Source organism: Mycobacterium sp. 94-17, assembly GCF_035617725.1.
Lineage (GTDB): Bacteria > Actinomycetota > Actinomycetes > Mycobacteriales > Mycobacteriaceae > Mycobacterium.
On sequence record NZ_JAPIYN010000019.1, the window covers coordinates 1 to 26,443 of the forward strand.

Genomic DNA, 26,443 nt, shown 5'->3' on the forward strand with positions numbered 1-26,443 from the left:
GCTGGTGACCGACGATGACGGCCGGGTGCTGAGCCCGGGATCGCTGGCGCGTCCACCCACCCAGCCCCCGCCCGCGGGGGCGCCGTGCCCGGGGCCTACCGGCGAACGCGCCCAATGGTGGTGGTATCAACCCTTCCAACCCCAACCGCCCCCGCTAGCGGGCACTACCGCCACCGCATCGATGTCCAAACATGGCGGGGCACTGAAGAATTCGAGATGGCAGTCATACCCCGCGAGCCCCCAAGACCGCTCATCAACACCCACCGTGGCGTTGCCTCCGAAATATTCGATGCGCCGGTGAGGGTGAACAACGAAAGCGACTCGCCGGCAATGCTTTTGGCGGCGCAGGGCCGTGACCCACCGTCGACAGCGGAAACGCTACAGCGGCGGGAGCTGGCCCCTGCAGATCAGCGTCTGCAACTCGACGTATTCGTCCAGTCCTTCGGGGCCGAACTCGCGGCCGATGCCGGACTGCTTGAAGCCGCCGAACGGTGCGCCGATGTCGAGGGTGTACATGTTGATGCCATAGGTTCCGGTGCGGACGGCGGCAGCGACATCCAGGCCGTGCTGGATATCGGCCGTCCACACCGAACCGGCCAGGCCGTAGTCGGTCTCGTTCGCGATGCGGATCGCGTCGTCCTCGTCGCGGTAACGCAGCACCGTCAGCACCGGACCGAAGATCTCCTCCCGGGCAATCCGCATCTCGTTGGTGGCGTCGGCGAACAGCGTCGGCTGCACATACCAGCCGCGCTCGGACGGACTCTGTTCCCCACCGAGGACCACGCGGGCGCCCTCGCTGCGGCCCGACTTGATGTAGTCCTGGACGCGGCGCTGTTGCCGTTGCGCCACAAGGGGTCCGATGTCCGTCGACTCGTCGGCCGGGTCACCGACATTCAGCGCCGACATCATGCCGGCCAGCGCATCGACGAACTCGTCGTGCTTGCGGTCGCTGACCAGTATCCGGGTCTGCGCGACGCAGGCCTGCCCGTTGTTCATCAGCCCGGCGGACTTCAGGCCGGCGACCGTCTTGTTGATGTCGGCGTCGTCGAGGATGATCGCCGCGGACTTGCCGCCCAGCTCCAGGCTCACCCGTTTGAGCTGCTCGCCGCACAGGGCGGCGATCCGCCGGCCGACGGCACTGGAACCGGTGAACGCGATCTTGTCCACCCCTCGGTGGCGCACCAGCGCCTCGCCGATCTCGGCGCCGCCGGGCAGCACCGACACCACGCCTTCGGGCAGCCCGATCTGCTCGATCATCTCGGCCAACCACAAAGCGTCCAAAGGTGTTTCGGGGGCGGGCTTGATAATCACCGTGCAGCCCGCGATCAGCGCCGGGATCAGCTTGGGCATGATCAAAAACTGGGGCACGTTCCACGGCACGATCGCCCCCACCACCCCGACGGGGGCCCTGCGCAGATGCACTTCTCCGAGCGCACCCTGGCGGCGTTCCTCCCACGGGAACTCGCGGGCGGCGGCCAGCGTGAGGTGGATCAGCGCCGCGGCGGCGGCCCCCTGGCCCATCCGGCTGAAGCTGCGCGGCGACCCCATCTCGTCGGTGATGAGATCGGCCATCTCGTCGGCGTGACCACCGTAGATCCCGGCGAGCTGTTCGACCTTTTCCATCCGCTCGGCATGGCTCAGCCGTGGCCACGGACCGTGATCGAAGGCGCGTCGCGCGGCGGCCACGGCGGCCTCGACGTCCTCGGGGCCGGCGACCTGGACATGCCCGACCGGTTCTTCGGAGTGCGGGGAGATCACGGCGAGCTGCTGGGGATTGGCGGGCTTGCGCCACTGGCCCCCGACGAACAGCTCGTTGTAGGAGCGATGGCGGGAAGTCTCTGTCATCGGGGCGCTTCCTCGGGGGGGATCGGACCGTGACCGCGAATTTGCTATTCACGCTAACATAGCGAAAAAAGCAGCGAAGGCCCGATATGACCAGCGATTGGCGCAGTTACCCGTTTCAGTTGGTGCCCGGGGACACCCAATTGGATTTTCCCGCGGCCGAGGGCGAACATCCCGGCCAGGAGTCGGACACCTGGTTCATCGCGGGGCAGCTCGATGCCGCCGAGACCGATCGATCGTTTGCCTTCCTGACCATCTTCAACAAGAACCGGCCCGGGGGGACGTTCGTTGCGGACTTCTACACGATGGCCCTGTTCGATCTCGACACCGGTGATTACGGCACCTTCACCGATTACGACATGCCGCCGGCGAACATGGAGCCGGGTGCCCAGCGCAAGCTGACGATGGCGCTGGGCCATCTCGACATCAGCTACCACAGCAGCGCGGGCACCGCCTCGTGGACGACCAGCCGCGGCGGTGACGGCGAGCTGCTGCCCTACACCTACCGGGTCAGCCTGGTCGGAACAGATCACTCCGGGCTGTCCATGCGGCTGGATCTCGCCGTAACACCAACGCGCGCACCGACACCGGTGGGCGCCTCGACGTACAACGGCAAGATCGTCTGCTTCGGCCAGAGCGACACCTATTCGTATTTCCAGACGGGCATGGCGATGACCGGCACCCTGCGCTGGGGAGACGTGATCCAGCAGGTGTCCGGGACCAGCGGGCACGTCGATCGGCAGTGGTTCCCCAAGTACGCCGGCGGCGGGGGATCCGGCGGCGACCCGCGGGCCAGGTCACACGAATGGCGCACGATCAACTTCGACAACGGTGTCGACTTGAGCATCTGGCGCCAGTTCGACCGCGCCAACGGCAATGCGCTGCAGCCGTTTACCGGTATCACGACAAGCCACCCGGACCCCGCGATCGCGCCGGAATGCGCCGAGGACCTCGAGGTCACGGTCAGCAGCTACGTGCGATGGCCGGAGGCCGTCCGGCCCCTGGTGCGACCCCCCGCATCGGCCAGATACCTGCCCGACCGACACCGAATAACCTGTCCCACACTGCAACTGGACCTCGTCGGGGAGCCGCTGGTGCCCGCGCCGGCCCACGGGCTGCCGATCGAGTACATGGAGGGCCCGTATCGCTACCACGGCACCATGTGGGGGAAACCGGTGACGGGCTTCGCGTTCAACGAACGCTCGCTGGCCCTGTACCGGGATTGGGAACTCGTCGACGTGCTTTGCACCATCGTCGGGAACCTGACCCCGCCGCAGCCCGAGTTGCAGACCAGGGTGGATCGGGTCGCGCCGCTGCTCGCGGCCGGCCGGCGCGCGGATGCCGTCGACCTGCTGCTCGGCTTGGCGCGCGTCGAAAACGACACGCTGGCACAACTTGTCGACGATCTGATCGCGGTGCTGTCAGCCGACGCCGGCTGACTGTTCCAGCGCCCGGGTCCACGTGATGTGGCGATGCTGCAAGCCGGGCTCGTTGCGGCCGAACACCAGGTGGTCGCGGACCCCGGACTCGAGACTGGCCTGCAGCCCCTCGACCAGTCGGTAGTCCTCGTCGCGCACGGTGGCGTGCGCGTAGTCGAACACGGCCTGGGCCCCGGCGGCCATCGATTCGTCGGTGAGGTCCTGCGGGGTTGCGTTCTGATGCACGGTGATTGACCTGCCGGGCCGGTCCGCCGGGTAGACCCGGAACAGCTCGCCGTTGGCGATGGTCACCGACAGCACGATGTTGGGGAACAACGCATAGATCACCACCATGTTGTGGAATGGATTCCACTGGTCCTCGGGCGCGTCGTCGAGCTCGCGGATGGTGTTGAGCGGGAAGATCAGCCGGTGGTGCGGGCCATAGGAGTCGAACACCGTGCAGTTGCTGCGTGCGATCGTGGCGAAGGTCTGCTGATGGACGGTGGCGAAATGGTAGTTCTCGGCGAAGGTGTCGATCGCCAGCTTCCAGTTGATGGGGGAGTCCAGCACCTTCTCGCCGAGCGGGGACCAGCGCCCGACGCCCCACGAGTCGAGTTCCTCGGCGAGCGGGCCCAGGTGTGTGGCCACGTCCAGCGTCGCGCCGGGATCCAATGCCACCCAGAGGAATCCAGCGAATTCGGTGGCCGGCAGTTCGGTCAGGCCGTCGGACTTGACGGCCACGTCCGGGAATCCCTCGCGTCCCGGCAGCGAGACCAGGCGTCCGGTGTTGTCGTACGTCCAGGCATGGTAGGGGCAGGTGAACCGTTTGGCGGTGCCGCATCCCGTCACCACTTGCGACTGGCGGTGCAGGCAGACGTTGTCGAACGCTTTGACCGTTCCCGCTGCCGTTCTGGTCAGCAGGATGGACCGTCCCATCACCGTCTTGGTGCAATACGCACCCGGGGCGGGTAGTTCGGAGACGTAGCCAACCAACTGCGGGCTGGCCAGCAGCATGGCCCGATCCCGGTGATGCCGCTCGACATCCGTGTAGTCGCGCGCGTCGACCGTGTGCTGGGCCGGAGCGAGGTCGGTGGTCTTGTCGCGCGCCAACTTCAATGCGCGCCGCGTCAGGTCGATGAGCTGCTCGTGTTCCATGTGCCCAGTACAGACCTTGCGATAGTTGTAAGGTCAAGGGGTGGCTGAGCAGTTGCTGATCGGCGACGTCACCGCCTTGACCGGCATCGCCTCCGGCCGCATTCGCCATTACGAGAAAATCGGATTGCTGCGCGCGCAACACCTTTCCAACGGCTATCGGGTGTTCGGCGTCGAGCAGGTGCTCGACTTGTTGCGCATCGACCTGATGCGCAGCCTCGGGGTGGGCATCAACGACATCCAGCGGCTGATCGAAGGCGGCCACGGCACCCTGGCCGGCCTGCTCGACGAGCACCGCGCTCTGCTGGCGCAGCAACGGGACCGGCTCGACCGGCTGATCCAAGCCTTGGACCAAGCCCGCGCCGCCACCGCGTGCGGCGACGCGGACCTGAACGAAGACATCCTGCGCCGGCTGGCGACGACGCACCGCGACAGCATCGGCTTGATCGGGCGGCTCAGCGCCCCGCTGCCGGCGCCTCTCGCCGCGATGTACGCCGAATTGTTCGACGAGTGGCACCTGCCGGTCCCCGTATTGTTCGGGCAGATGGTGTTGCCGACCGCCGCCAGCACCCTGCTGTCGCAACTGGCCGAGACCCCGGGCCGCGAGGAGCTGTTCGGCCGGCTGCGCAGCCTGGCCGCCGAGGTGACCGCGCTGGGCGAAGACGATTCCGCGGCTCGAGAGCTCGCGTGCGGGTGGATCGACCAGCAGTTGGCGGACCCGTTGCCCGACGACGTGGTCGGCGTGCTGCGGGAAGTGCAACCGCTACTGCAGTATGACCCGGTGATCGTGCAGGGATTTCGCGCCTGGGCGGAATCGATCAGCCCGGCGGCCGCCCACTTCATCGAGGAGATCGGCGTCCAGACCGCTCGGCGCGGATTGGAAGCCCTGAGCGTCATCGTGCTGCCCGAGGTGAAGCCGCTTCAAACGGACGATGCGGCACTGTGATGCACATGTAACCGATGTGGCCAATGTGTCATATGAGGTTTCTGTCGTACCCTGTGGCTTGTGCCATCCGTTTCGCGACGTGAACTGCTCAAATTCGCGGCCGCGACCCCGGGCCTGCTCGGTCTGGGCGTCGCCGGCGCCTCGGTGAGCGCCGCGCCGGCGTCGGCGTCGCTCGGCACCCTGCTCGACTATGCGGCAGGCGTCATTCCGGCCAGCCAGATCAGGGCCGCCGGTGCCGTGGGTTCTATCCGGTACGTGTCGGACCGCCGTCCCGGTGGCAACTGGATGCTGGGCAAGCCGATTCAAGTCTCCGAGGCGCGCGACCTCAACAGCAGCGGGCTGAAGATCGTGTCCTGCTACCAGTACGGCAAGGCCAGCAGCGCGGACTGGCTGGGCGGCGCCAAAGCCGGCCTGCAGCACGCGCAGCGCGGGATGCAGCTGCACGCCGCCGCCGGCGGGCCGGCCACTGCGCCCATTTACGCCTCGATCGACGACGACCCCTCCTACGAGCAGTACAAAAGCCAGGTGGCGCCCTACCTGCGCTCCTGGGAATCGGTGATCGGTCATCAGCGCACAGGCGTGTACGCCAATTCGAAGACAATCGACTGGGCGCTGCACGACGGATTGGGCGCCTATTTCTGGCAGCACAACTGGGGCTCACCCAAGGGATACGCCCACCCGGCGGCCAATTTGCACCAGGTTGAGATCGACAAACGCAGCGTCGGGGGGGTCGGCGTGGACATCAACGAGATCCTCAAGCCCCAGTTCGGCCAGTGGGCGTAGTGGCCGGTGCCGTCTGGCCGTCCCGTCGGGACGCGGACTCTTAAAAACTCCAGCAAACACTTGTTCGCTCGTTGTCCGGCTGCGCCCTGGCGGGCGATCGCCGTCAGTAGCGGTCGGCGTTGCCGCGACGGCGCTCACCGACCAAAAATTTTTATATAACGATTCGATAACAAGACTGCCTTGATCTGCGCAGTTATAGCTACTCGACCGTAACCACCTGCACGCAGCGGGTTTGTGAATCGGGTCCGTGCCGCGGATGAAACCGGGTGTTACCCAGGACACGGTTACCCATGCGTAGAACTCACCAGTAACCGATCAGCACGCAAAACAACGGCCGATCCTTATGACACTCTTAGTACAGCCGATGGGGTTCGTCGCGCCGCACAACAGCGCCCGAGCGGTCTGACGACGACACACCGGCCAGCCGTTTCCCGGCTGTGATTCGACGCGGAATCGACAGAACCCCGCCCGGCGGTGGTGACCCCGCCAGACGAACGAGACCTGAAGACGCATACAGGGGAGATAGACAAAGTGACGATTCACGAGCACGACCGGGTGTCCGCCGACCGCGGCGGGCAGGGTCCGCACGGGGGTAGGGGCCCGCAAGCCGGAGACACCCACGCTCTTGTCGACCGCCTGACGTCCGGCGAACCCTACGCGGTGGCCTTCGGCGGCCAGGGCAGCGCCTGGCTGGAGACCCTCGAAGAACTGGTGTCGGCGGCCGGCGTCGAGTCCGAACTGGCAACGCTCGTCGGCGAGGTCAGCCTGCTGCTCGAGCCGGTGGCCAACGAGCTCGTCGTGGTGCGCCCGATCGGCTTCGAGCCGCTGTCGTGGGTGCGCGCGCTGGCGGCCGAAGACCCGGTCCCTTCGGACAAGCACCTGACGTCGGCCGCCGTGTCGATTCCGGGCGTGCTGCTCACCCAGATCGCGGCCGTGCGGGCGCTGGCACGCCAGGGCATGGACCTCAAGGCGACACCGCCGGTGGCCGTCGCCGGACACTCCCAGGGCGTGCTCGCCGTCGAGGCGCTGAAGGCGGGGGGTGCGCGCGACGTCGAGCTGCTCGCGATGGCCCAGCTGATCGGTGCGGCCGGGACGCTGGTGGCCCGTCGGCGCGGCATCTCGGTGCTTGGCGACCGCCCGCCCATGGTGTCGGTCACCAACGCCGATCCCGACCGCATCGGCCGGCTGCTCGACGAGTTCGCGCTGGACGTGCGCACCGTGCTGCCGCCCGTCTTGTCCATCCGCAACGGCCGCCGCTCGGTGGTCATCACCGGCACCCCGGAGCAGCTGTCCCGCTTCGAGCTCTACTGCCAGCAGATCTCTGAGAAGGAAGAAGCCGACCGCAAGAGCAAGCTGCGCGGCGGCGACGTCTTTGCGCCGGTGTTCGATCCGGTGCAGGTCGAGGTGGGCTTCCACACGCCCCGGTTGGCCGACGGTATCGGCATCGTCGGCGGCTGGGCCGAGAAGGTCGGCCTGGACGTCGAGTTGGCCCGGCAACTGACCGAGTCGATCCTGGTGCGCCCGGTGGACTGGGTGGAGGAGATCAGCCGAGTCAACGACGCAGGCGCTCGCTGGATCCTCGATCTGGGACCTGGCGACATCCTGACCCGGCTGACCGCGCCGGTGATCCGCGGCCTCGGTGTGGGCATCGTGCCCGCGGCGACCCGCGGCGGGCAGCGCAACCTCTTCACCGTCGGCGCCGTCCCGGAGGTGGCGCGGGCGTGGTCCGGCTACGCGCCGACGCTGGTTCGGCTGCCCGACGGCAGGGTCAAGCTCTCCACGAAGTTCACCAGGCTGACCGGCCGCTCGCCGATCCTGCTGGCCGGCATGACGCCGACCACCGTCGATGCCGCGATCGTCGCCGCGGCGGCCAACGCCGGGCACTGGGCCGAACTCGCCGGCGGCGGGCAGGTCACCGAGGAGATCTTCGCCGACCGCGTCACCCAGCTGGACGGCCTGCTCGAGGACGGACGTACCTACCAGTTCAACGCGCTGTTCCTGGACCCGTACCTGTGGAAGCTGCAGGTCGGCGGCAAGCGCCTGGTCCAGAAGGCGCGCCAGTCGGGCGCGGCCATCGACGGTCTGGTGATCAGCGCAGGCATTCCCGACCTGGAGGAGGCCGTCGAGCTGATCGAGGAGCTGGGCGAGGTCGGCATCAGTCACGTCGTCTTCAAGCCCGGCACCGTCGAGCAGATCCGCTCGGTCATCCGCATCGCGACCGAGGTGTCCACCAAGCCGGTGATCGCGCACATCGAGGGTGGACGCGCCGGCGGCCACCACTCCTGGGAAGACCTCGACGACCTGCTGCTGGCGACCTACTCCGAGTTGCGGTCGCGCTCCAACATCACCGTCTGCGTCGGTGGCGGCATCGGCACCCCCGAGCGTGCGGCCGAATACCTTTCCGGGCGTTGGGCTCAGGCCTACGGCTTCCCGTTGATGCCTATCGACGGCATCCTGGTCGGCACCGCGGCGATGGCGACGCTGGAGTCCACCACGTCGCCGTCGGTCAAGCAGATGCTGGTCGAGACCCAAGGCACCGAGCATTGGATCGGCGCCGGAAAAGCCGTGGGCGGCATGGCTTCCAGCCGCAGCCAGCTGGGTGCGGACATCCACGAGATCGACAACAGCGCCTCGCGTTGCGGCCGGCTGCTCGACGAGGTCGCCGGTGACGCGGACGCCGTCGCGGAGCGTCGCGACGAGATCATCGCGGCGATGGCCAACACCGCCAAGCCGTACTTCGGCGACGTCGCGGAGATGACCTACCTGCAGTGGCTGCGGCGCTACGTCGAATTGTGCATCGGCGACGGCGATTCCACTGCGGACACCGCGTCGCCGGGCAGCCCGTGGCTGGCCGACACCTGGCGTGACCGTTTCCAACAGATGTTGCAGCGCGCCGAAGCGCGGCTGGCTGCACAGGATTTCGGTCCCGTCGAGACGCTGTACGACGACGACGGGCTGCTGGAGAACCCCGAGGCGGCAATCGATCTGCTGCTGGACCGCTATCCCGACGCCGAGACCGTGCAGCTGCACCCCGCGGACGTCCCGTTCTTCGTTACGCTGTGCAAGACGCTGGGCAAGCCGGTCAACTTCGTGCCGGTGATCGACAAGGACGTAAGGCGTTGGTGGCGCAGCGATTCGCTGTGGCAGGCGCACGATGCCCGTTACGACGCCGATCAGGTGTGCATCATTCCGGGTACCGCGGCCGTGGCCGGCATTACCCGGATGGACGAGCCCGTCGGTGAACTGCTGGACCGCTTCGAGCAGGCGGCCATCGACGAGGCGCTCGCCGCCGGACTGGAGCCGGTGGCCGTCGCGTCACGCCGGACCGGCCGCGCCGACGTCACCGGGCCGCTGGCCATCGTGCTGGATGCCCCGGATGTCCGGTGGGCCGGCCGCACCGCGACCAACCCGGTCCACCGCATCGCCGACCCCTCGGACTGGCTGGTGCACGACGGGCCCGAGAGCCGTCGCGCCACGCATTCGTCCACCGGGGCCCAGCTTCGGCTCGACGGCGACCGCGTCGTGCTCAGCGTCCCCGTGTCAGGCACCTGGATCGATATCCCATTCACGTTGCCGCCCAACACCGTTGACGGTGCCACCCCGGTGGTCTCCACCGAGGACGCCGCCACGGCCATGCGTGCGGTGCTGGCCATCGCCGCCGGGGCCGACGGGCCGGAGTTCCTCCCTGCGGTCACCGACGGGACGGCCACGGTCACGGTGGATTTCGACCCCGAGCGGGTCGCGGACCACACCGGTGTCACGGCCACCTTCGGAGAACCGTTGGCGCCCAGCCTCACCACCGTGCCCGACGCGCTCGTCGGGGCGTGCTGGCCCGCCGTCTTCTCGGCGATCGGCGCGGCCGCCACCGACGCCGGCGTTCCGGTCGTCGAGGGCCTGCTGAGCCTGGTGCATCTCGACCACGCCGCGCACATGACCGGCACGCTGCCGAAGGTGCGGTCGCAATTGCGAATCTTCGCAACGGCTTCGGTGGCCATCGACACGGACATGGGGCGCGTCGTCCCGGTCTCGGTCACGATCACCGACACCGACGGTCAGGTGATCGCCACGCTCGACGAGCGTTTCGCCATCCTGGGGCGCACCGGCGGCGCCGAACTCGGGGACCCGGTGCGCGCCGGCGGTGCGGTTTCGCAGAACGCGACCGATACCCCGCGTCGGCGCCGCCGTGACGTCACGCTCACCGCGCCGGTCGACATGCGTCCGTTCGCGGTGGTCTCCGGCGACCACAACCCCATCCACACCGACCGGGTCGCCGCGTTGTTGGCCGGCCTGGAATCGCCGATCGTGCACGGCATGTGGCTGTCGGCCGCCGCCCAGCACGCGGTGACCGCCACCGACGGTCAGGCCCGCCCGCCGGCGCGGCTGATCGGCTGGACCGCGCGCTTCCTGGGCATGGTGCGTCCCGGCGACGAGGTCGCGTTCCGCGTCGACCGGGTCGGAATCGACCAGGGCGCCGAGGTTTTGGAGGTCGCCGCCCGGATCGGATCGGATCTGGTGATGTCGGCGACGGCACGCCTGGCGGCCCCGCACACCGTCTACGCATTCCCCGGGCAGGGCATTCAGCACAAGGGCATGGGCATGGACGTCCGGGCCCGGTCCAAGGCCGCCCGCAAGGTGTGGGACAAAGCCGACAAGTTCACCCGCGACACCCTGGGCTTCTCGGTTCTGCACGTGGTGCGCGACAACCCGACCAGCATCATCGCCAGCGGGGTGCACTACAACCACCCCGAGGGTGTGCTGTACCTGACGCAGTTCACCCAGGTCGCGATGGCCACGGTGGCCGCGGCGCAGGTCGCCGAGATGCGCGAGCAGGGTGCCTTCGTCGAAGACGCGATCGCCTGCGGTCACTCCGTCGGCGAGTACACCGCGCTGGCCTGCGTGACCGGCATCTACGAGCTGGAAGCCTTGCTGGAGACGGTGTTTCACCGCGGATCGAAGATGCACGACATCGTGCCCCGCGACGAGCTGGGCCGGTCCAACTATCGGCTGGCGGCCATTCGGCCCTCGCAGATCGACCTGCCCGACGACGAGGTTCCCGGGTTTGTGGCCGGAATCGCCGCGAGCACCGGAGAATTCCTGGAGATCGTCAACTTCAACCTGCGCGGGTCGCAGTACGCGATCGCCGGCACGGTGCGCGGCCTCGACGCTCTCGAGGAAGAGGTGGAGCGGCGGCGCAAGATCACCGGCGGCAAGCGCTCGTTCATCCTGGTACCCGGCATCGACGTGCCGTTCCACTCGCGCGTCCTGCGCGTCGGTGTGGCGGAGTTCCGGCGGTCGCTCGATCGAGTCATGCCGCGCGACAAGGACCCTGACGTCATCATCGGGCGCTACATCCCCAACCTGGTGCCGCGTCCGTTCAACCTGGACCGCGACTTCATCCAGGAGATCCGCGACCTGGTGCCGGCCGAGCCGCTCGACCCGATCCTCGCCGACTACGACACCTGGCTCGCCGAGCGCCGGATCGAGCTGGCCCGCACCGTCCTCATCGAGCTGCTGGCATGGCAATTCGCCAGCCCGGTGCGCTGGATCGAAACCCAGGACCTGCTGTTCACCGAAGAGGCCGCCGGCGGCCTGGGTGTGGAGCGGTTCGTCGAGATCGGGGTGAAGTCCGCACCGACCGTCGCGGGCCTGGCCACCAACACGCTCAAGCTACCCGAATACGCCCATAGCACAGTGGAAGTGCTCAACACCGAACGCGACGCGGCGGTGTTGTTCGCCACCGACACCGACCCCGAGCCGGAGCCTGAGGAGGAGCCGGAAGCACCCGCGGAAAGCGCATCGGCGCCGGAAGCGGCGGCGGCCACCCCGGCTCCCGCCGCCGCGCCCGCCGCGCCGTCGGGGGCGGCCCGGCCGGACGACATCGGATTCGACGCCGCGGATGCCACGCTGGCGCTGGTTGCACTGTCGGCCAAGATGCGTATCGATCAAATCGAGGAGCTGGACTCCATCGAATCCATCACCGACGGGGCGTCGTCGCGGCGCAACCAGTTGCTGGTGGACCTGGGCTCGGAGCTGAACCTGGGCGCCATCGACGGCGCCGCCGAAGCCGACCTGGCCGGGCTGCGCGCGCAGGTGACCAAGCTGGCACGCACCTATAAACCTTATGGCCCAGTGCTTTCCGACGCGATCAACGACCAGCTGCGTACGGTGCTGGGGCCCTCGGGTAAGCGGCCCGCGGCCATCGCCGAGCGGGTGAAGAAGACCTGGGAGCTCGGCGAGGGTTGGGCCAAGCACGTCACGGTCGAGGTCGCGCTGGGAACCCGGGAGGGGGCCAGTGTGCGGGGCGGCGTCATGGGCCACCTGCACGAGGGCGCGCTGGCCGACGCGGCCTCCGTCGACAAGGTGATCGACGCCGCGGTGGCGTCCGTGGCCGCGCGTCATGGCATCGCGGTGGCGCTGCCGTCGGCGGGCGGCGGTGGCGGAGGCGCGACCGTCGACGCCGCCGCACTCGGCGAATTCACCGAACAGATCACCGGCCGCGACGGCGTGCTGGCCTCGGCGGCCCGCCTGGTGCTCAACCAGCTGGGCCTCGACGACCCGGTGGGCGTCTCGCCGGCGGCGACCGATGCCGAGCTCATCGACCTGGTCACCGCCGAGCTCGGCGCCGACTGGCCCCGTCTGGTCTCGCCGGTGTTCGAGCCGAAGCAGGCCGTGCTGTTCGACGACCGGTGGGCCAGCGCGCGTGAAGACCTGGTCAGGCTCTGGCTCACCGACGAGGGCGACATCGACGCCCGCTGGCTGGAGCTGTCCGAAAGGTTCGAGGGCGCAGGCCATGTCGTGGCCACGCAGGCCACCTGGTGGCAGGGCAAGGCCCTGTCCGCGGGCCGGCAGATCCACGCGTCGCTGTACGGTCGCATCGCGGCCGGCGCCGAGAACCCGGACCCGGGCCCGTGCAGCAGCGAAGTCGCCGTGGTGACGGGTGCATCCAAGGGCTCGATCGCCGCGTCGGTCGTGGCGCGACTGCTCGACGGCGGCGCCACCGTCATCGCCACGACGTCCAAGCTGGACGACGAGCGGCTGGCGTTCTACCGCGGGCTCTACCGCGACCACGCCCGATTCGGGGCGGCGCTGTGGGTGGTCGCGGCCAACATGGCGTCCTACTCCGACATCGACGCACTGGTCGAGTGGGTGGGCACGGAGCAGACGGAAAGCCTTGGGCCACAGTCGATTCACATCAAGGACGCGCAGACTCCGACGCTGCTGTTCCCGTTTGCCGCACCGCGGGTCGCGGGCGACCTGTCCGACGCGGGCTCTCGCTCCGAGATGGAGATGAAGGTGCTGCTGTGGGCGGTGCAGCGGTTGATCGGCGGCCTGTCGAAGATCGGTGCCGAGCGAGACATCGCGTCGCGGCTGCACGTGGTGCTGCCGGGTTCGCCGAACCGTGGAATGTTCGGCGGTGACGGAGCTTACGGGGAAGCGAAGTCGGCGCTGGACGCCCTGGTGAGCCGCTGGCACGCCGAATCGTCGTGGGCGTCCCGGGTCAGCCTGGCGCACGCGCTGATCGGGTGGACCCGCGGCACCGGGCTGATGGGCCACAACGACGCCATCGTCGACGCGGTCGAGGAGGCCGGCGTCACGACGTACTCAACCGAGGAGATGGCGGCAATGTTGCTGTCGCTCTGCGACATCGAGTCCAAGGTCGCCGCCGCCAACGCTCCGATCAAGGCCGACCTGACCGGCGGGCTGGCCGAGGCCAACCTCGACATGGCCGAGCTGGCCGCCAGGGCCCGCGAGCAAGCCGCGTCGACATCGGACGACGAGGCCGAGGCCGGTGCGACCGAGGGCACCATCGCCGCGCTGCCGTCCCCGCCGCGTGGCTTCTCCCCGGCACCACCGCCGGCGTGGGCGGACCTCGACGTCGACCCGGCCGACCTGGTGGTGATCGTCGGCGGCGCCGAACTCGGGCCGTGCGGCTCGTCGCGCACCCGGTTCGAGATGGAGGTGGACAACGAACTCTCGGCGGCGGGTGTCCTGGAGCTGGCCTGGACCACCGGCCTGATCCGCTGGGAGGACGACCCCCAACCCGGTTGGTACGACGTCGAATCCGGCGATCTGGTCGACGAGTCCGAACTGGTCGAGCGCTACCACGACATCGTGGTCGAGCGGGTGGGCGTCCGCGAGTTCGTCGACGACGGCGCGATCGATCCCGATCACGCGTCGCCGCTGCTGGTTTCGGTGTACCTGGAGAAGGACTTCGCCTTCGTGGTGTCCTCGGAGGCCGACGCGCGCGCCTTCGTCGAGTTCGATCCGGAGCACACGGTCATCCGGCCGGTGCCCGACTCCAGCGACTGGCAGGTGATCCGCAAGGCGGGTACCGAGATCCGGGTGCCGCGAAAGACCAAGCTGTCGCGTGTCGTCGGTGCGCAGATCCCCACCGGGTTCGATCCGACCGTCTTCGGCATCAGCCAGGACATGGCCAGCTCGATCGACCGGGTGGCGCTGTGGAACATCGTCGCGACCGTCGACGCGTTCCTGTCCTCGGGATTCACGCCGGCCGAGTTGATGCGGTGGGTGCACCCGGGCCTGGTGGCCAGCACCCAGGGCACCGGTATGGGCGGCATGACGTCAATGCAGACGATGTACCACGGCAACCTGCTCGGCCGCAGTAAGCCCAACGACATCCTGCAGGAAGTTCTGCCGAATGTTGTTGCCGCACATGTTATTCAGAGCTATGTCGGAAGCTACGGCGCGATGATCCACCCGGTCGGCGCGTGCGCGACGGCGGCGGTGTCGGTCGAGGAGGGCGTCGACAAGATCCGCCTCGGCAAGGCCGAGCTGGTGGTGGCGGGCGGCTTCGACGACCTGACGCTGGAGGCCATCATCGGTTTCGGTGATATGGCGGCCACCGCCGACACCGGCATGATGCGCGGCCGGGGCATCCACGACTCGAAGTTCTCCCGGCCCAACGACCGCCGTCGGCTCGGGTTCGTCGAAGCTCAGGGCGGCGGCACCATCCTGCTGGCGCGCGGCGACCTGGCCCTCAAGATGGGCCTGCCGGTGCTGGCCGTGGTGGCCTACGCGCAGTCGTTCGCCGACGGCGTGCACACCTCGATCCCGGCTCCGGGACTGGGCGCGCTGGGCGCCGCTCGTGGCGGGAAGGATTCGGTGCTGGCGCGGTCGCTGGCCAGGCTCGGGGTGGGCGCCGACGACGTCGCGGTGATCTCCAAGCACGACACCTCGACGCTGGCCAACGACCCCAACGAGACCGAACTGCACGAGCGGCTCGCCGACTCGCTCGGCCGTTCCGAGGGCGCTCCGCTGTTCGTGGTATCGCAGAAGAGCCTCACCGGGCACGCCAAGGGCGGCGCGGCGGTCTTCCAGATGATGGGGCTGTGCCAGATGCTGCGCGACGGGGTGATCCCGCCCAACCGCAGCCTGGACTGCGTCGACGACGAACTGGCCGGCTCGGCCCACTTCGTGTGGGTGCGCGACACCCTGCGGCTGGGGGAGAAGTTCCCGCTCAAGGCGGGACTGCTGACCAGCCTTGGGTTCGGTCACGTTTCCGGGTTGGTCGCGCTGGTGCACCCGCAGGCCTTCGTCGCGGCGCTCGATCCGGAGCAGCGTGCGGACTACCGGCGGCGCGCGGACGCTCGCCTGCTGGCCGGTCAGCGACGGCTCGCCTCGGCGATCGCCGGCGGCGCGCCGATGTACGAGCGGCCGCCGAGCCGTCGCTTCGACACAGAGGTGCCGGAGAAGCGTCAGGAGGCGGCGATGCTGCTGAACCCGGGTTCGCGCCTGGGCGAAGGCGGCGCCTACCAGGTCCCCGCCGGATGACCTCGGCCAATGGGCGGCCTTGCCCGGGCAGGCGGGAGGCGGCCCGGCCCCGGACCGTTTCCCGCGACCGGGCGTCGGCGCGGACCGCATCGTTGCCGGCCGCGGCCATCCGTTAGCCTGGCGACCCATGGGGATTGTCGGTGTGGGGATCGATCTCGTCTCCATTCCTGATTTCGCCGAGCAGGTCGACCAGCCGGGCACCGTCTTCTCCGAGACGTTCACCCCGGGCGAGCGCCGCGACGCCTCGGACAAGAGTTCGTCGGCGGCGCGTCACCTGGCGGCCCGCTGGGCCGCGAAGGAGGCCGTGATCAAGGCCTGGTCGGGATCGCGGTTCGCTCAGCGTCCGGTGCTGCCGGAGGACATCCACCGCGACATCGAGGTGGTCACCGACATGTGGGGGCGCCCACGGGTCCGGCTGAGCGGCGACATCGCCAAACACCTGGCCGACGTGATCATTCACGTGTCGCTGACGCACGAAGGGGAAATGGCCGCCGCGGTGGCCATTTTGGAGACGACGACCGAATAGCCTGGCGGCCCGCGTCCGTCGCGCCGGCGGGACGCTCGACGCGAAGGGATTAGCCTCGAGGGCATGAGCGAGCTGGTTGAGCGCGTGCGCGAGGTGCTGCCGTCGGTGCGCCGTGATTTGGAAGACCTGGTGCGCATCGAATCGGTGTGGGCCGATCCCCACCGCCGCGACGAGGTTCATCGCAGCGCGCGGGCCGTCGCGGATCTGTTGTCGCAGGCCGGTTTCGGTGACGTGCAGATCGTCAGCGAAGGGGGAGCCCCGGCGGTCATCGCCCGCCATCCCGCGCCCCCCGGTGCGCCGACCGTGCTGCTCTACGCACACCACGATGTGCAGCCCGAAGGCGACCGCAGCCAATGGGTATCGCCGCCCTTCGAGCCCACCGAGCGCGACGGCCGGCTCTACGGGCGCGGGGCCGCCGACGACAAGGCTGGTATCGCAACACATTTGGCCGCGTTTCGGGCGCACGGCGGTGCGCCGCCGGTGGGCGTGACGGTCTTCGTCGAGGGGGAGGAGGAGTCCGGGTCGCCGTCTCTTGGCCGACTGCTGGCCGCCCACCGCGACGCGCTCGCCGCCGACGTGATCGTCATCGCCGATTCGGACAACTGGAGCACCGAGGTTCCGGCCCTGACGGTGACGCTGCGCGGCCTGGTCGACTGCGTCGTCGAGGTCGCCACGCTCGACCACGGTCTGCACTCGGGCATTTGGGGCGGCGTGGTGCCCGACGCGCTGAGCGCCCTGGTGCGACTGTTGGCCGGCCTGCACGACGACGACGGCAACGTGGCGGTCGCGGGATTACACGAAAGCAGTTCCGCGGCAGTCGATTATCCGCCCGAACGGGTGCGCGCCGACTCCGGCCTGCTGGACGGGGTGTCCGAGATCGGCTCGGGTTCGGCGCCGCAGCGGCTGTGGGCCAAACCCGCGATCACGGTGATCGGTATCGACACCACACCCGTCGAGAAAGCGTCGAACACCCTCATCCCGCGGGCCAGGGCCAAGATCAGCATGCGCGTCGCGCCGGGAGGTGACGCCGCCGCGCACCTGGACGCCTTGACCGACCACCTGCACCGGCACGCACCCTGGGGTGCACACGTACGCGTCACCCGCGGCGACATCGGGGAGTCGTACGCCATCGACGCCACCGGCAGCGTCTACGACGCCGCGCGGGACGCGTTCCGGCGGGGCTGGGGCACCGATCCGATCGACATGGGCATGGGCGGGTCGATCCCGTTCATCGCCGAGTTCGCTGAGGCGTTCCCCCAGGCGAAGATCCTCGTCACCGGCGTGGAGGATCCCGCGACCCAGGCCCACAGCATCAACGAGAGCCTGCATCTGGGCGTGCTGGAACGGGCGGCCGTCGCCGAAGCGCTGCTGCTGGCCAACCTGGCCTGAAACGCAAGACCGGAGAATTCAGCGGCATTTCATACCTAGACAGACCAGGATAGCCGGACAATAGCGTGGGCGTCTGGCCACGACGTTCGATAGTACATGAAATGTACTCTGCAGCAAAGCATTTGACCGCTCACTTAACCAGCGGCCCTCGTTGCCGAAGCGCTATCCCGATCCGCTTGCCAGCCCTCCCATTTAGTGTAACCTGCTTAATTATTAAGTAAGTGAATCGTTGGGCGTTGCAAGGGGTGGACGTGTGGACGTGCGGGCGCAGCTGTCGCAGTTGAGCTCGGACGCGCGCGAGAGCGTGGCGGCCAGGATCAAGAGCCGGCTGGAAGACGAGAGCCCCGCCACCGATCACGACGTCGCAATACTGGGCGGCGGCGTCGCGGGCCTCACGCTGGCGCTGGAAATTCGCGGCGCACGCCCGCAGACGCGAGTCCTCGTCGTTTCGCCGAGGTCGCATCCGGTGCCGGAGATCACCCACACGGTCGGCGAGTCGACGGTGGAGGTTTCCGCCCACTACCTGCGGGATCGGCTCGGGTTGGGCGACCATCTGCAGAACGCGCAAATTCGCAAGATGGGTTTGCGAATGTTTTTCTCGGCCGAGGGAAATACGGACATCGCCCGACGTCCGGAGCTCGGCAGTTCGGTCTTCATACCTCAGGTGACGTATCAGATCGACCGCGGCAGGCTGGAGAACGAGCTACACCGGCGGTGCCGTTCCGCGGGCATCGAAATCGTCTGCGGGCGAGCGGTATCCCTTGACGGCGAACCCGGGGTCCGCCCACACGTCGTTTCCGTGCAAAGCGGTGGCACGGTCGGGCCCACGACGGCTCGTTGGGTCGTCGACGCATCGGGACGAAACCGGATCCTGCCGCGGCGGTTGGGCCTGACACGGCCCAACGAGCATCACTGCAATGCGGTGTGGCTGCGCGTTGCGGCTGAATTGGACATCGGCCAGTGGAGCGACGAACCGGGCTGGCAAGCGCGCCTGTTGGAGGGCGATCGTGCGCTATCGACGAATCACCTTATGGGTGAAGGCTATTGGGTTTGGCTGATCCGGCTCCCGTCGGGGTCTACCAGCGTCGGCATCGTTGCCGACCCCGCTTCCCACGAGTTCGGCCGCTTCAACACACTGGCCAGAGCCCGGTCGTGGCTCGCCGAACACGAGCCACAGTGCGCCGCGGTCCTGACAGAGCACGAAGACCTGATCAAAGACTTCAAGGTGATGAAGAACTACAGCCACGGCGTGGCAAAAGCTTTCGACGGCCGTGAGCGGTGGTGCCTCACCGGGGATTCCGGAGTATTTCTCGATCCGTTGTATTCGTCGGGACTCGATCTCATCGCGATAGGCAACGGCCTGATCACCGACCTCGTCACCCGCGACCTCGACGGTGAAGACGTTGTGGCACGAGCCGGCATCAGCGACTCGCTGTTTCGCAGCCTGACCGACATGTGGCTTGCCGTGTACTGCAACCAGTACCCCCTGATGGGCTCGCCCACCGTGATGTCGGCCAAGGTGATCTGGGATATCGCCTTCTATTGGGGATTCATCGGACTGCTCTACAGAAACGGTCGCTTCGTCAGCGTCGCCGACGACTCGCAGGTCGTGCCACACCTGAAAGGCCTGATCAGCCTGAGCAATCGCACGCAGAAATTCTTCCGGGAATGGGCCGTCGTCGAAACGCCGCAGCCGTCAAGGGGATTCCTCGACTTGTACTCACCGTTTAATTTCATGGCGACCCTCCACACCGCGATGATGTTCGAAACCCCGGATTTCGCCGCACAATTCGACGCGAACACGCGGCTGCTGCGTCAGCTGGCGGGCCAGCTGGTGGAGACGGTGATCTCGGAAAAGTGCGATGACTTCGCCGACGATGCCGCCATGAGGCAGGTGCAGGCCTGGCAACGCGACGATCTCCTGCGCGAGCTCCGATCGATTTACCGTCACGAGCAGACCACCAACCCGATTCGCCATGACTGGATTCTTGGCGCGGCACCCGCACTAGAAGCAACTTGACCCGAAGCAGAATGGTCCGCGGCCGGTGCTGACTGTCGAAATTCACGAACTCACCGGCGCGGCGTCGTTCGAGCATCCCTCGGTGACGTGCCCGAGGGGCCGAGACTTTGGGCGCGGCGCGCACCGACATGCGCCCGTGCGGCGCGGCCGGGCGAAAGGATGAACATGGGCGACGCACACGCAACCCGCGAGCCCTTGGCGATCGTCGGAATCGGGTGCCACTTTCCGGGCGGGGCCTACACGCCGCAAGGCTATTGGGACCTGCTGTCCGGTGAAATCGACGCCACGGGCACAGTGCCTGAGACGCGATGGAACGCCATGAAATACTACGACCCCAACCCGTCGAAAGTCGGCAAGATGGTCACCCGCCGGGGCGGGTTCCTGGCCAAGATCGATCAATTCGACCCGCAGTTCTTCGGTATCTCGCCGCGCGAGGCGAACCTGATCGATCCGCAGCAGCGCCTGTTGCTGCAGACCACGTGGGAGGCGCTGGAAGACGGTGGGATTCCCGCGGACAGCCTCGCCGGGACGGACGTCGGCGTCTTCGTCGGGGGCTTCACCCTCGACTACCAACTTCTGCAAAACCGGGGCCGCGCCAGCCGTTACCAATTCAAAAGCCATTCCGCCACCGGGATGATGATGACGATGCTGGCCAACCGGATCTCGTTCGCCTTCGACTTCCGCGGCCCGAGTATGACCGTCGACACGGCGTGCTCGAGTTCGCTTGTCGCGGTGCACCTTGCGGCGCTGAGCATTTGGAACGGTGAGTGCGGATTGGCGCTGGCCGGCGGCGTCAACATCATGATCGGACCCAACACGACCATCGCCGAATCGAAGAGCGGATTTCTCAGCCCGGACGGGCGCTGCAAGGCCTTTGACGACGCCGCTGACGGTTACGCGCGCGGGGAAGGTGGCGCGGTCGTCGTCATCAAGCCGCTGGCGCGGGCGCTGGCCGACGGCGATGACATCTACGCCGAGATTCTCGGCACCGCGGTGTCACAGGACGGGCACACCGACGGCATCACCGTTCCGAGTGCCGACGCGCAAGAGGCGGCAATCCGTACGGCGCTGCGCAGAGCGCGCGTCCGGCCCGATGACGTCGGCTACGTGGAGGCGCACGGCACCGGAACGCCGCTGGGCGATCCGATCGAGGTCCGCGCGCTGGCCAATGCACTCGCCACGGACCGCCCGGCTACCGATCCGCTGCTGATCGGATCGGTGAAAACCAACATCGGCCATCTCGAGGCCGGCGCGGGCATCGCCGGACTGATCAAAGCGGCGCTGGTGCTCAAACACGCCTACATCCCGGCCAATCTGCATCTGCGGAATCCGATTCCCTTGCCCACCCAGGGAATTGAGATTCCAGGCGCGGGTCGGCCGTTTCCCGACGGCAAGCGGCGCATCGCGGGGGTCAACTCCTTCGGCTTCGGTGGCACCAACGCCCACGTCGTGCTGGCCGAGCCACCGGAGGTCGGTCGCGACGATACGCCGGATACCAGTCAGTCGCTGCCGCTGGCGGTGCTGCCGATCTCGGCGCGCACCGAAGAGGCGCTGGCGGCGGCGGCCGGCCGATTGGCCGAGCACGTGAGCGCCAACCCCGGCCTCACACTGCGCGACCTCGGCTATACCCTCGGCCGGCGGCGCTCGCACCTGAATTTTCGTCGTGCGGTCGTCGCGGGCGGCGTTGCCGAAGCGCGAGACCGGCTCAAGGCCCTCGCCGACAGCGACCGCACCCCCGCGGGCCGGACCCCACAGACCGCGCCCAAGTTGGCATTCGTCTGTACCGGGATGGGCCCGCAGTGGTGGAAGATGTGCCGAGGACTGCTCGACGTCTATCCCGCCTTCACCGACAGCATCGTGCGCAGTGATCGCGAGCTGTCCCGCCACACGGACTGGTCGTTGCTCGACGAGCTCCGCACCGACGAAACCCGTTCTCGGATGGCGGAAACGAACGTCGCGCAGCCGGCCAACTTCGCCGTTCAGATAGCGCTTGCGGAGCAGCTCAAAGAGTTCGGCGTCCGCCCGGACGCCGTCGTCGGGCACAGCGCCGGTGAGGTGGCCGCCCACTATCTGGCCGATCTGCTGACGTTCGAACAGGCGATCCAGGTCATCTATCACCGGAGTCGCCTGCAGCAGCGCACCAGCGGACTGGGCCGCATGCTTGCCGTCGGCCTGGGCGCCGCAGAGCTCATCGAGGCGCTCGGCGACGAAACGTTGGACGGCGGAGGGGTATCCATCGCCGCCGTCAACAGCCCGTCGGCCGTTACCGTCGCGGGCGACAGCGAGGCGCTGAGCGACATCGCCCGCCAACTCCACGAACTCGGGGTTTTCCACCGCTTCCTCGCCGGGACGGTGCCATACCACACGCATTACATGGACATGGTCCGCGACGACCTGCACGACGCGCTGCAGGGGCTCTCGTCCCGGGCCGCGACGATCCCGCTTTATTCCACCGTGACCGGCGAACGGCTCGACAGATACGCCGCCGGTGCCGCCTACTGGTGGCAAAACACCCGCACAACAGTACTTTTCGAGCCCGCGATCAGCCGGATGGTCGAGGAGGGCTACACCCACTTCGTCGAGCTGGGGCCGCATCCCGTGCTGGCAGCGTCCATTGCCGAGACCGCGGTGGCTCACCAGGCCGACGTGGTCACCGTGGCGACCCAGCGCCGCGGCGATGACGACAGCCGCACCCTGATGAATTGCGTTGCCGCACTGCACTGTCACGGCCACCCGGTGCAGTGGGATGCCCTATACCCCCCACGGGAGGCACGACTGCTCAAGCTCCCGACATACCCCTGGCAGTCCAAGAGATATTGGAACGAGACCCAGGAGGCCGCGGAGGACCTGCATTACAGTCCGGTGCATCCGCTGCTTGGACAACCGGTGAGCACGGTGCATCCCACCTGGGAAGTCGAGCTGAGCACCGCCGGCATCCCCTTCCTCGCCGATCACCAGGTGCAGGGCAGCGTGCTGGTGCCCGGGGCGGTGTACATCGAAATGGCCCTGGCGGCCGGGCAAGAGGCCTACGGGTCAACCGCCCACCGGGTGGACAATCTGACGCTGCGACGCGCCCTCATCCTCGAAGACACCTGCGACCCCATCCTCAGGACGACGCTGAACCAGGACACCGGCGCGCTCGAATTCGCCGCATTCACCGCAACAGCCGACGGGGATCTGAAGTGGACGATAACGGCGACCGCAGAACTCAACGCGCTGCCGCCCGGCCCGCCCGGCCCGCCCGGCCCCGGGGATGTCCCGGATGGTGGGGGAGACGTCACCACGATCGACGGCGAAGGCTTCTATGCCCGCACCCGGGCCGTCGGCCTGGCGTACGGCGACGCGTTCCAGACCGTCACCGGGGTCGCCGCCGGATCCGGGTGGGCGACGGCCCGCATCGCGATCCCCGCGAAGCTCGCCGGTGACGTCGACGGGTACCGCTTCCACCCCGCACTCATCGACGGTGCCTTTCAAACACTGCTCGGCACACCACGGTTCGGGCACGACACCAACCAAAGCCCCTACCTTCCTGTGCGGGTCCGGCAATGCGCCGTATACCGCCCGCCGGAAGACGGCATGACCGTCCACGTGCGCGTCGTATCGGCCGGCGATGAGGAGATCGAAAGCGACATCACGATTTCGGACCAGGACGGGCGGCCGCTGGTCGTCATCAACGGCTTCGTGGTGCAATCCCTCAGCGCGGCAACGCGCATGTCGCCCGAGCGGGTCGACAAGGGACTCTACGAAATCGACTGGGTCTCCCATGCGCACGCCCAGCAGGATCAACGGGACAAGCCCACCGCGGCCGACGGGTCGTCGTGGCTCATCTTCGTCGATGCCACCGGCACCGGGGCGGCGCTCGCACAGACGATGCGCCGCACCGGTCAGCGAGTCCGAACGGTCGAGCATCGAGCCGTTGACGTCCTGACAGAGGTCGACGGCGGGTACACGCTGAACCCGCGACGCCCCGAGCAACTGCATCAGCTGCTCCGAACCAACCTGGAAAGCGGCCTCACCGGCATCATCGACTGCTGGCCGATCGACATGTGCCGGTCCGCTAGCCCGGATGACGATGAAACGAACGACCGCATAGGCCTTTTCACGGCCCTGCATCTGGCGAAGGCCCTTGCGGACACCGACAACGCTCAGCCGCGCCTCTACCTGGTCACCGCCAACGCGCAACCGGTGCTTCGAACCGAAGCGCTTGCCGTCGAGCAGGCGGCCATCTGGGGGCTCGGCCGGGTGATAGGCCACCAGGAACTGGTCAAGTGCTGGGGCGGACTCATCGACATCGACGGCGGCGACCGCCTGGAAACGGCCGCGCGCATCTGCGGGCACGTCCTCGGCGACGAACCCGAAGACCAGATCGCCATCCGCGGCCGCACCACGTTTGTCCCGCGGCTCCGCCCGAGCGCCGGCCTCACGAAAGCGTTCCCCACTAAGCTCACCCCTGACGCCACCTACGTCGTGACCGGCGGTGCGGGTGCCCTGGGCCGCACGGTCGCGACGTACCTTGCCGAACGGGGCGCGCGGCACATCACCTTGCTGTGCCGAAGCGGAATCCCGCCGCGGGACCACTGGGCATCCCTACCTCGCGAACACAGGCATCACCCAACCGTTGACACGATCCGGCAGATCGAACAGCTGGGTGCGTGCGTGAGCACCGCCAATGTGGACATCACCGACGCCGACCAGGTGCAGACCTGGTTGTGCAACCACCTCCGGGAAGGGGGCCGACCGGTTCGTGGAATCATCCACGCCGCCGGTTTGGTCGACGATCAACTTCTGGTGAACATGAACGAAGCCGCCTTCAGCAACGTGCTGGCACCCAAGATCGCCGGAACCCGCGTGCTGCACGACACGTTCCGGGACCAGGAGTTGGAATTCTTCGTCATGTTCGGCTCGGCCGGATCTGTCATCGCATCGCCCGGTCAGGCGAACTACGCCGCGGCCAACGCCTTCCTGGACGCCTTCGCACATTACCGGCAGGCCGAGGGACTGCCCGCCCTCACGATCGGGTGGGGTCCCTGGTCGGTGGGCATGGTCGAAGAACTCAAGCTGGAAAAGATCTACGCCCAGCGGGGGATAGAACTGATCACGCCCGCGGCCGGAACCCAGATCCTCGACCGGCTCATCAACCAGGCGCCGCCCCACGTCGTCGCCATCAGCGCCGACTGGACGCTGGCCCGCCGCGTCGGACTCGTCGGGCAGTTGCCGCCGATGTTCTGCGAACTCGGAACCGCCGACGCGTCGTCGGATGACACCGATGCGCCACCGTCCATACTCGACACGCTCGCCCAATGCCCGGAGGGCGAGAGGCTCGACATGGTCGGGCGCCTCGTCCGCCAGATCGTCTCCGGGGTCTTCGAGGTTGGCGCTTCCGAAATCGGGCCCGACGAGGCGCTCGACGATCTCGGCCTGGACTCAATGATGGCAATGGATTTCAGGGCCAGAATCGGTGCGATCTTCGCGATAGACCTGCCGGTGCTGGAACTGCTCAGGGGCGTCAGCGTCAACTCGCTGGCCGCCCGGATACTCGGCGAGCTGCAACCCGGCGGCGACCCGCCCCCGTCCGTCGAACGTCGATCGGAACCCGCCGCAGGTGAAGAGCTCGACCTATTGCTGGAGCAGGCGTCCGATGCCGACCTCCGCGAAGTGCTGGCCGATCTGGAAAGTCCGGTGGGCGAGCGGGAAAGCAGGGGGGCGCAGTCTTGAGTCCGGATCCACCCGGCGCGGTGCACGTTCGAGGTTTGTCGAAGGCCTACGGACAGCTGCGTGCGGTGCGGGACCTGGACCTCGACGTCGAGGACGGTGAGATTTTCGCGATCCTCGGGCCGAACGGTGCGGGCAAGTCGACGACCATCGAAATCCTCGAGGGCCACCGGAAACGCGATTCCGGGCACGTGCGGGTGCTGGGCGAGGACCCCGGCGTGGCGGGGCGGAGCTGGCGCGCCAAGATCGGCATAGTGCTGCAGGAGGCCAGCGACTCCGGCATGCTGACGGTGTCGGAGACCGTGCAGATCTTCACGAAATGCTATGGGAAATCACGTGTTCCGGAGGAAACGCTCGAACTTGTGGGGCTCGTCGCTGTTTCCGGAACGAGGGTGAAGAGCCTTTCGGGGGGGCAGCGACGCAGGCTGGACGTCGCTCTCGGCATCATCGGCATGCCCGAACTGCTCTTCTTGGACGAGCCGACGACAGGCTTCGATCCAGACGCCAGACGCCGATTCTGGGACCTCATCAGGCTGTTGGCACGCGACGGCACCACCATCCTGTTGACCACCCACTACCTGGACGAAGCCGCCGCGCTGGCCGACCGGGTGGCAGTCCTCGCCGGCGGCAGCGTGGTGGCGGTGGACTCGCCGGCAAGACTCACCGAATACGTGAACTCCGCCGCGACGGTCCGCTGGGTAGAGGGAGGCCGGGTCCACGTGGAGCAGACGGATCACCCCACCGAGCTGATCCGGCGGCGGTCGGGGGACGGGGCGGAACTGGCTCAGCTCACGGTCTCCCGCCCGACACTCGAAGACGCGTATCTTCAGCTGATCGGCCACACATGATGGGCGTGCATCGCG

11 protein-coding genes and 1 pseudogene are annotated in these 26,443 nt (G+C 67.9%); 10 read left to right on the forward strand and 2 right to left on the reverse strand.

Going from position 1 to position 26,443, the window contains the following annotated elements:
* Nucleotides 1–154: pseudogene (locus OQ789_RS26040) on the forward strand (hypothetical protein); the annotation flags it as partial.
* A 224-nt stretch (nt 155–378) separates the two neighbouring features.
* Here the strand turns inward: OQ789_RS26040 and OQ789_RS19825 are convergent.
* Nucleotides 379–1,845 (reverse strand): aldehyde dehydrogenase, encoded by a 1,467-nt coding sequence (locus OQ789_RS19825; RefSeq protein ID WP_324687822.1) that lies wholly within the window; start codon nt 1,843–1,845, stop codon nt 379–381.
* Nucleotides 1,846–1,931: 86 nt separating this feature from the next.
* Here OQ789_RS19825 and OQ789_RS19830 point away from each other — a divergent pair, with 86 nt between their 5' ends.
* Entirely contained in the window at nt 1,932–3,281 is a 1,350-nt protein-coding gene (locus OQ789_RS19830) for a secreted hydrolase (protein WP_324687823.1), read from the forward strand.
* Here OQ789_RS19830 and OQ789_RS19835 read toward each other — a convergent pair.
* Entirely contained in the window at nt 3,264–4,415 is a 1,152-nt protein-coding gene (locus OQ789_RS19835; RefSeq protein ID WP_324687824.1) for an aromatic ring-hydroxylating oxygenase subunit alpha, read from the reverse strand. The genes OQ789_RS19830 and OQ789_RS19835 overlap by 18 nt on opposite strands.
* A 40-nt stretch (nt 4,416–4,455) precedes the next feature.
* Here OQ789_RS19835 and OQ789_RS19840 point away from each other — a divergent pair, with 40 nt between their 5' ends.
* The 8 genes from OQ789_RS19840 to OQ789_RS19875 all read left to right on the forward strand — a co-directional run bounded on the left by OQ789_RS19840 (nt 4,456) and on the right by OQ789_RS19875 (nt 26,428).
* Nucleotides 4,456–5,358 (forward strand): MerR family transcriptional regulator, encoded by a 903-nt coding sequence (locus OQ789_RS19840; protein ID WP_324687825.1) that lies wholly within the window; start codon nt 4,456–4,458, stop codon nt 5,356–5,358.
* A gap of 60 nt (nt 5,359–5,418) precedes the next feature.
* Nucleotides 5,419–6,141 carry a DUF1906 domain-containing protein gene (locus tag OQ789_RS19845; protein ID WP_324687827.1) on the forward strand — a complete coding sequence of 241 codons (723 nt, stop codon included), beginning with the start codon at nt 5,419–5,421 and terminating at the stop codon, nt 6,139–6,141.
* 531 nt (nt 6,142–6,672) lie between these two features.
* Nucleotides 6,673–15,933: a polyketide synthase gene (locus OQ789_RS19850; RefSeq protein WP_324687828.1), complete on the forward strand. Its 9,261-nt coding sequence runs from the start codon at nt 6,673–6,675 to the stop codon at nt 15,931–15,933.
* Nucleotides 15,934–16,060: 127 nt separating this feature from the next.
* Nucleotides 16,061–16,459 carry a holo-ACP synthase gene (locus tag OQ789_RS19855; RefSeq protein WP_324687829.1) on the forward strand — a complete coding sequence of 133 codons (399 nt, stop codon included), beginning with the start codon at nt 16,061–16,063 and terminating at the stop codon, nt 16,457–16,459.
* A 63-nt stretch (nt 16,460–16,522) separates the two neighbouring features.
* Entirely contained in the window at nt 16,523–17,848 is a 1,326-nt protein-coding gene (locus OQ789_RS19860; RefSeq protein WP_324687831.1) for a dipeptidase, read from the forward strand.
* Nucleotides 17,849–18,101: 253 nt separating this feature from the next.
* On the forward strand, nt 18,102–19,868 hold the full coding sequence (locus OQ789_RS19865; protein WP_324687832.1) for an NAD(P)/FAD-dependent oxidoreductase: 1,767 nt from the start codon (nt 18,102–18,104) through the stop codon (nt 19,866–19,868).
* Nucleotides 19,869–20,033: 165 nt separating this feature from the next.
* Nucleotides 20,034–25,583: a type I polyketide synthase gene (locus OQ789_RS19870; protein ID WP_324687833.1), complete on the forward strand. Its 5,550-nt coding sequence runs from the start codon at nt 20,034–20,036 to the stop codon at nt 25,581–25,583.
* Entirely contained in the window at nt 25,580–26,428 is an 849-nt protein-coding gene (locus OQ789_RS19875) for an ABC transporter ATP-binding protein (protein WP_324687834.1), read from the forward strand. Before OQ789_RS19870 ends, OQ789_RS19875 begins: the two co-directional genes overlap by 4 nt.
* Nucleotides 26,429–26,443: the final 15 nt, after the last annotated feature.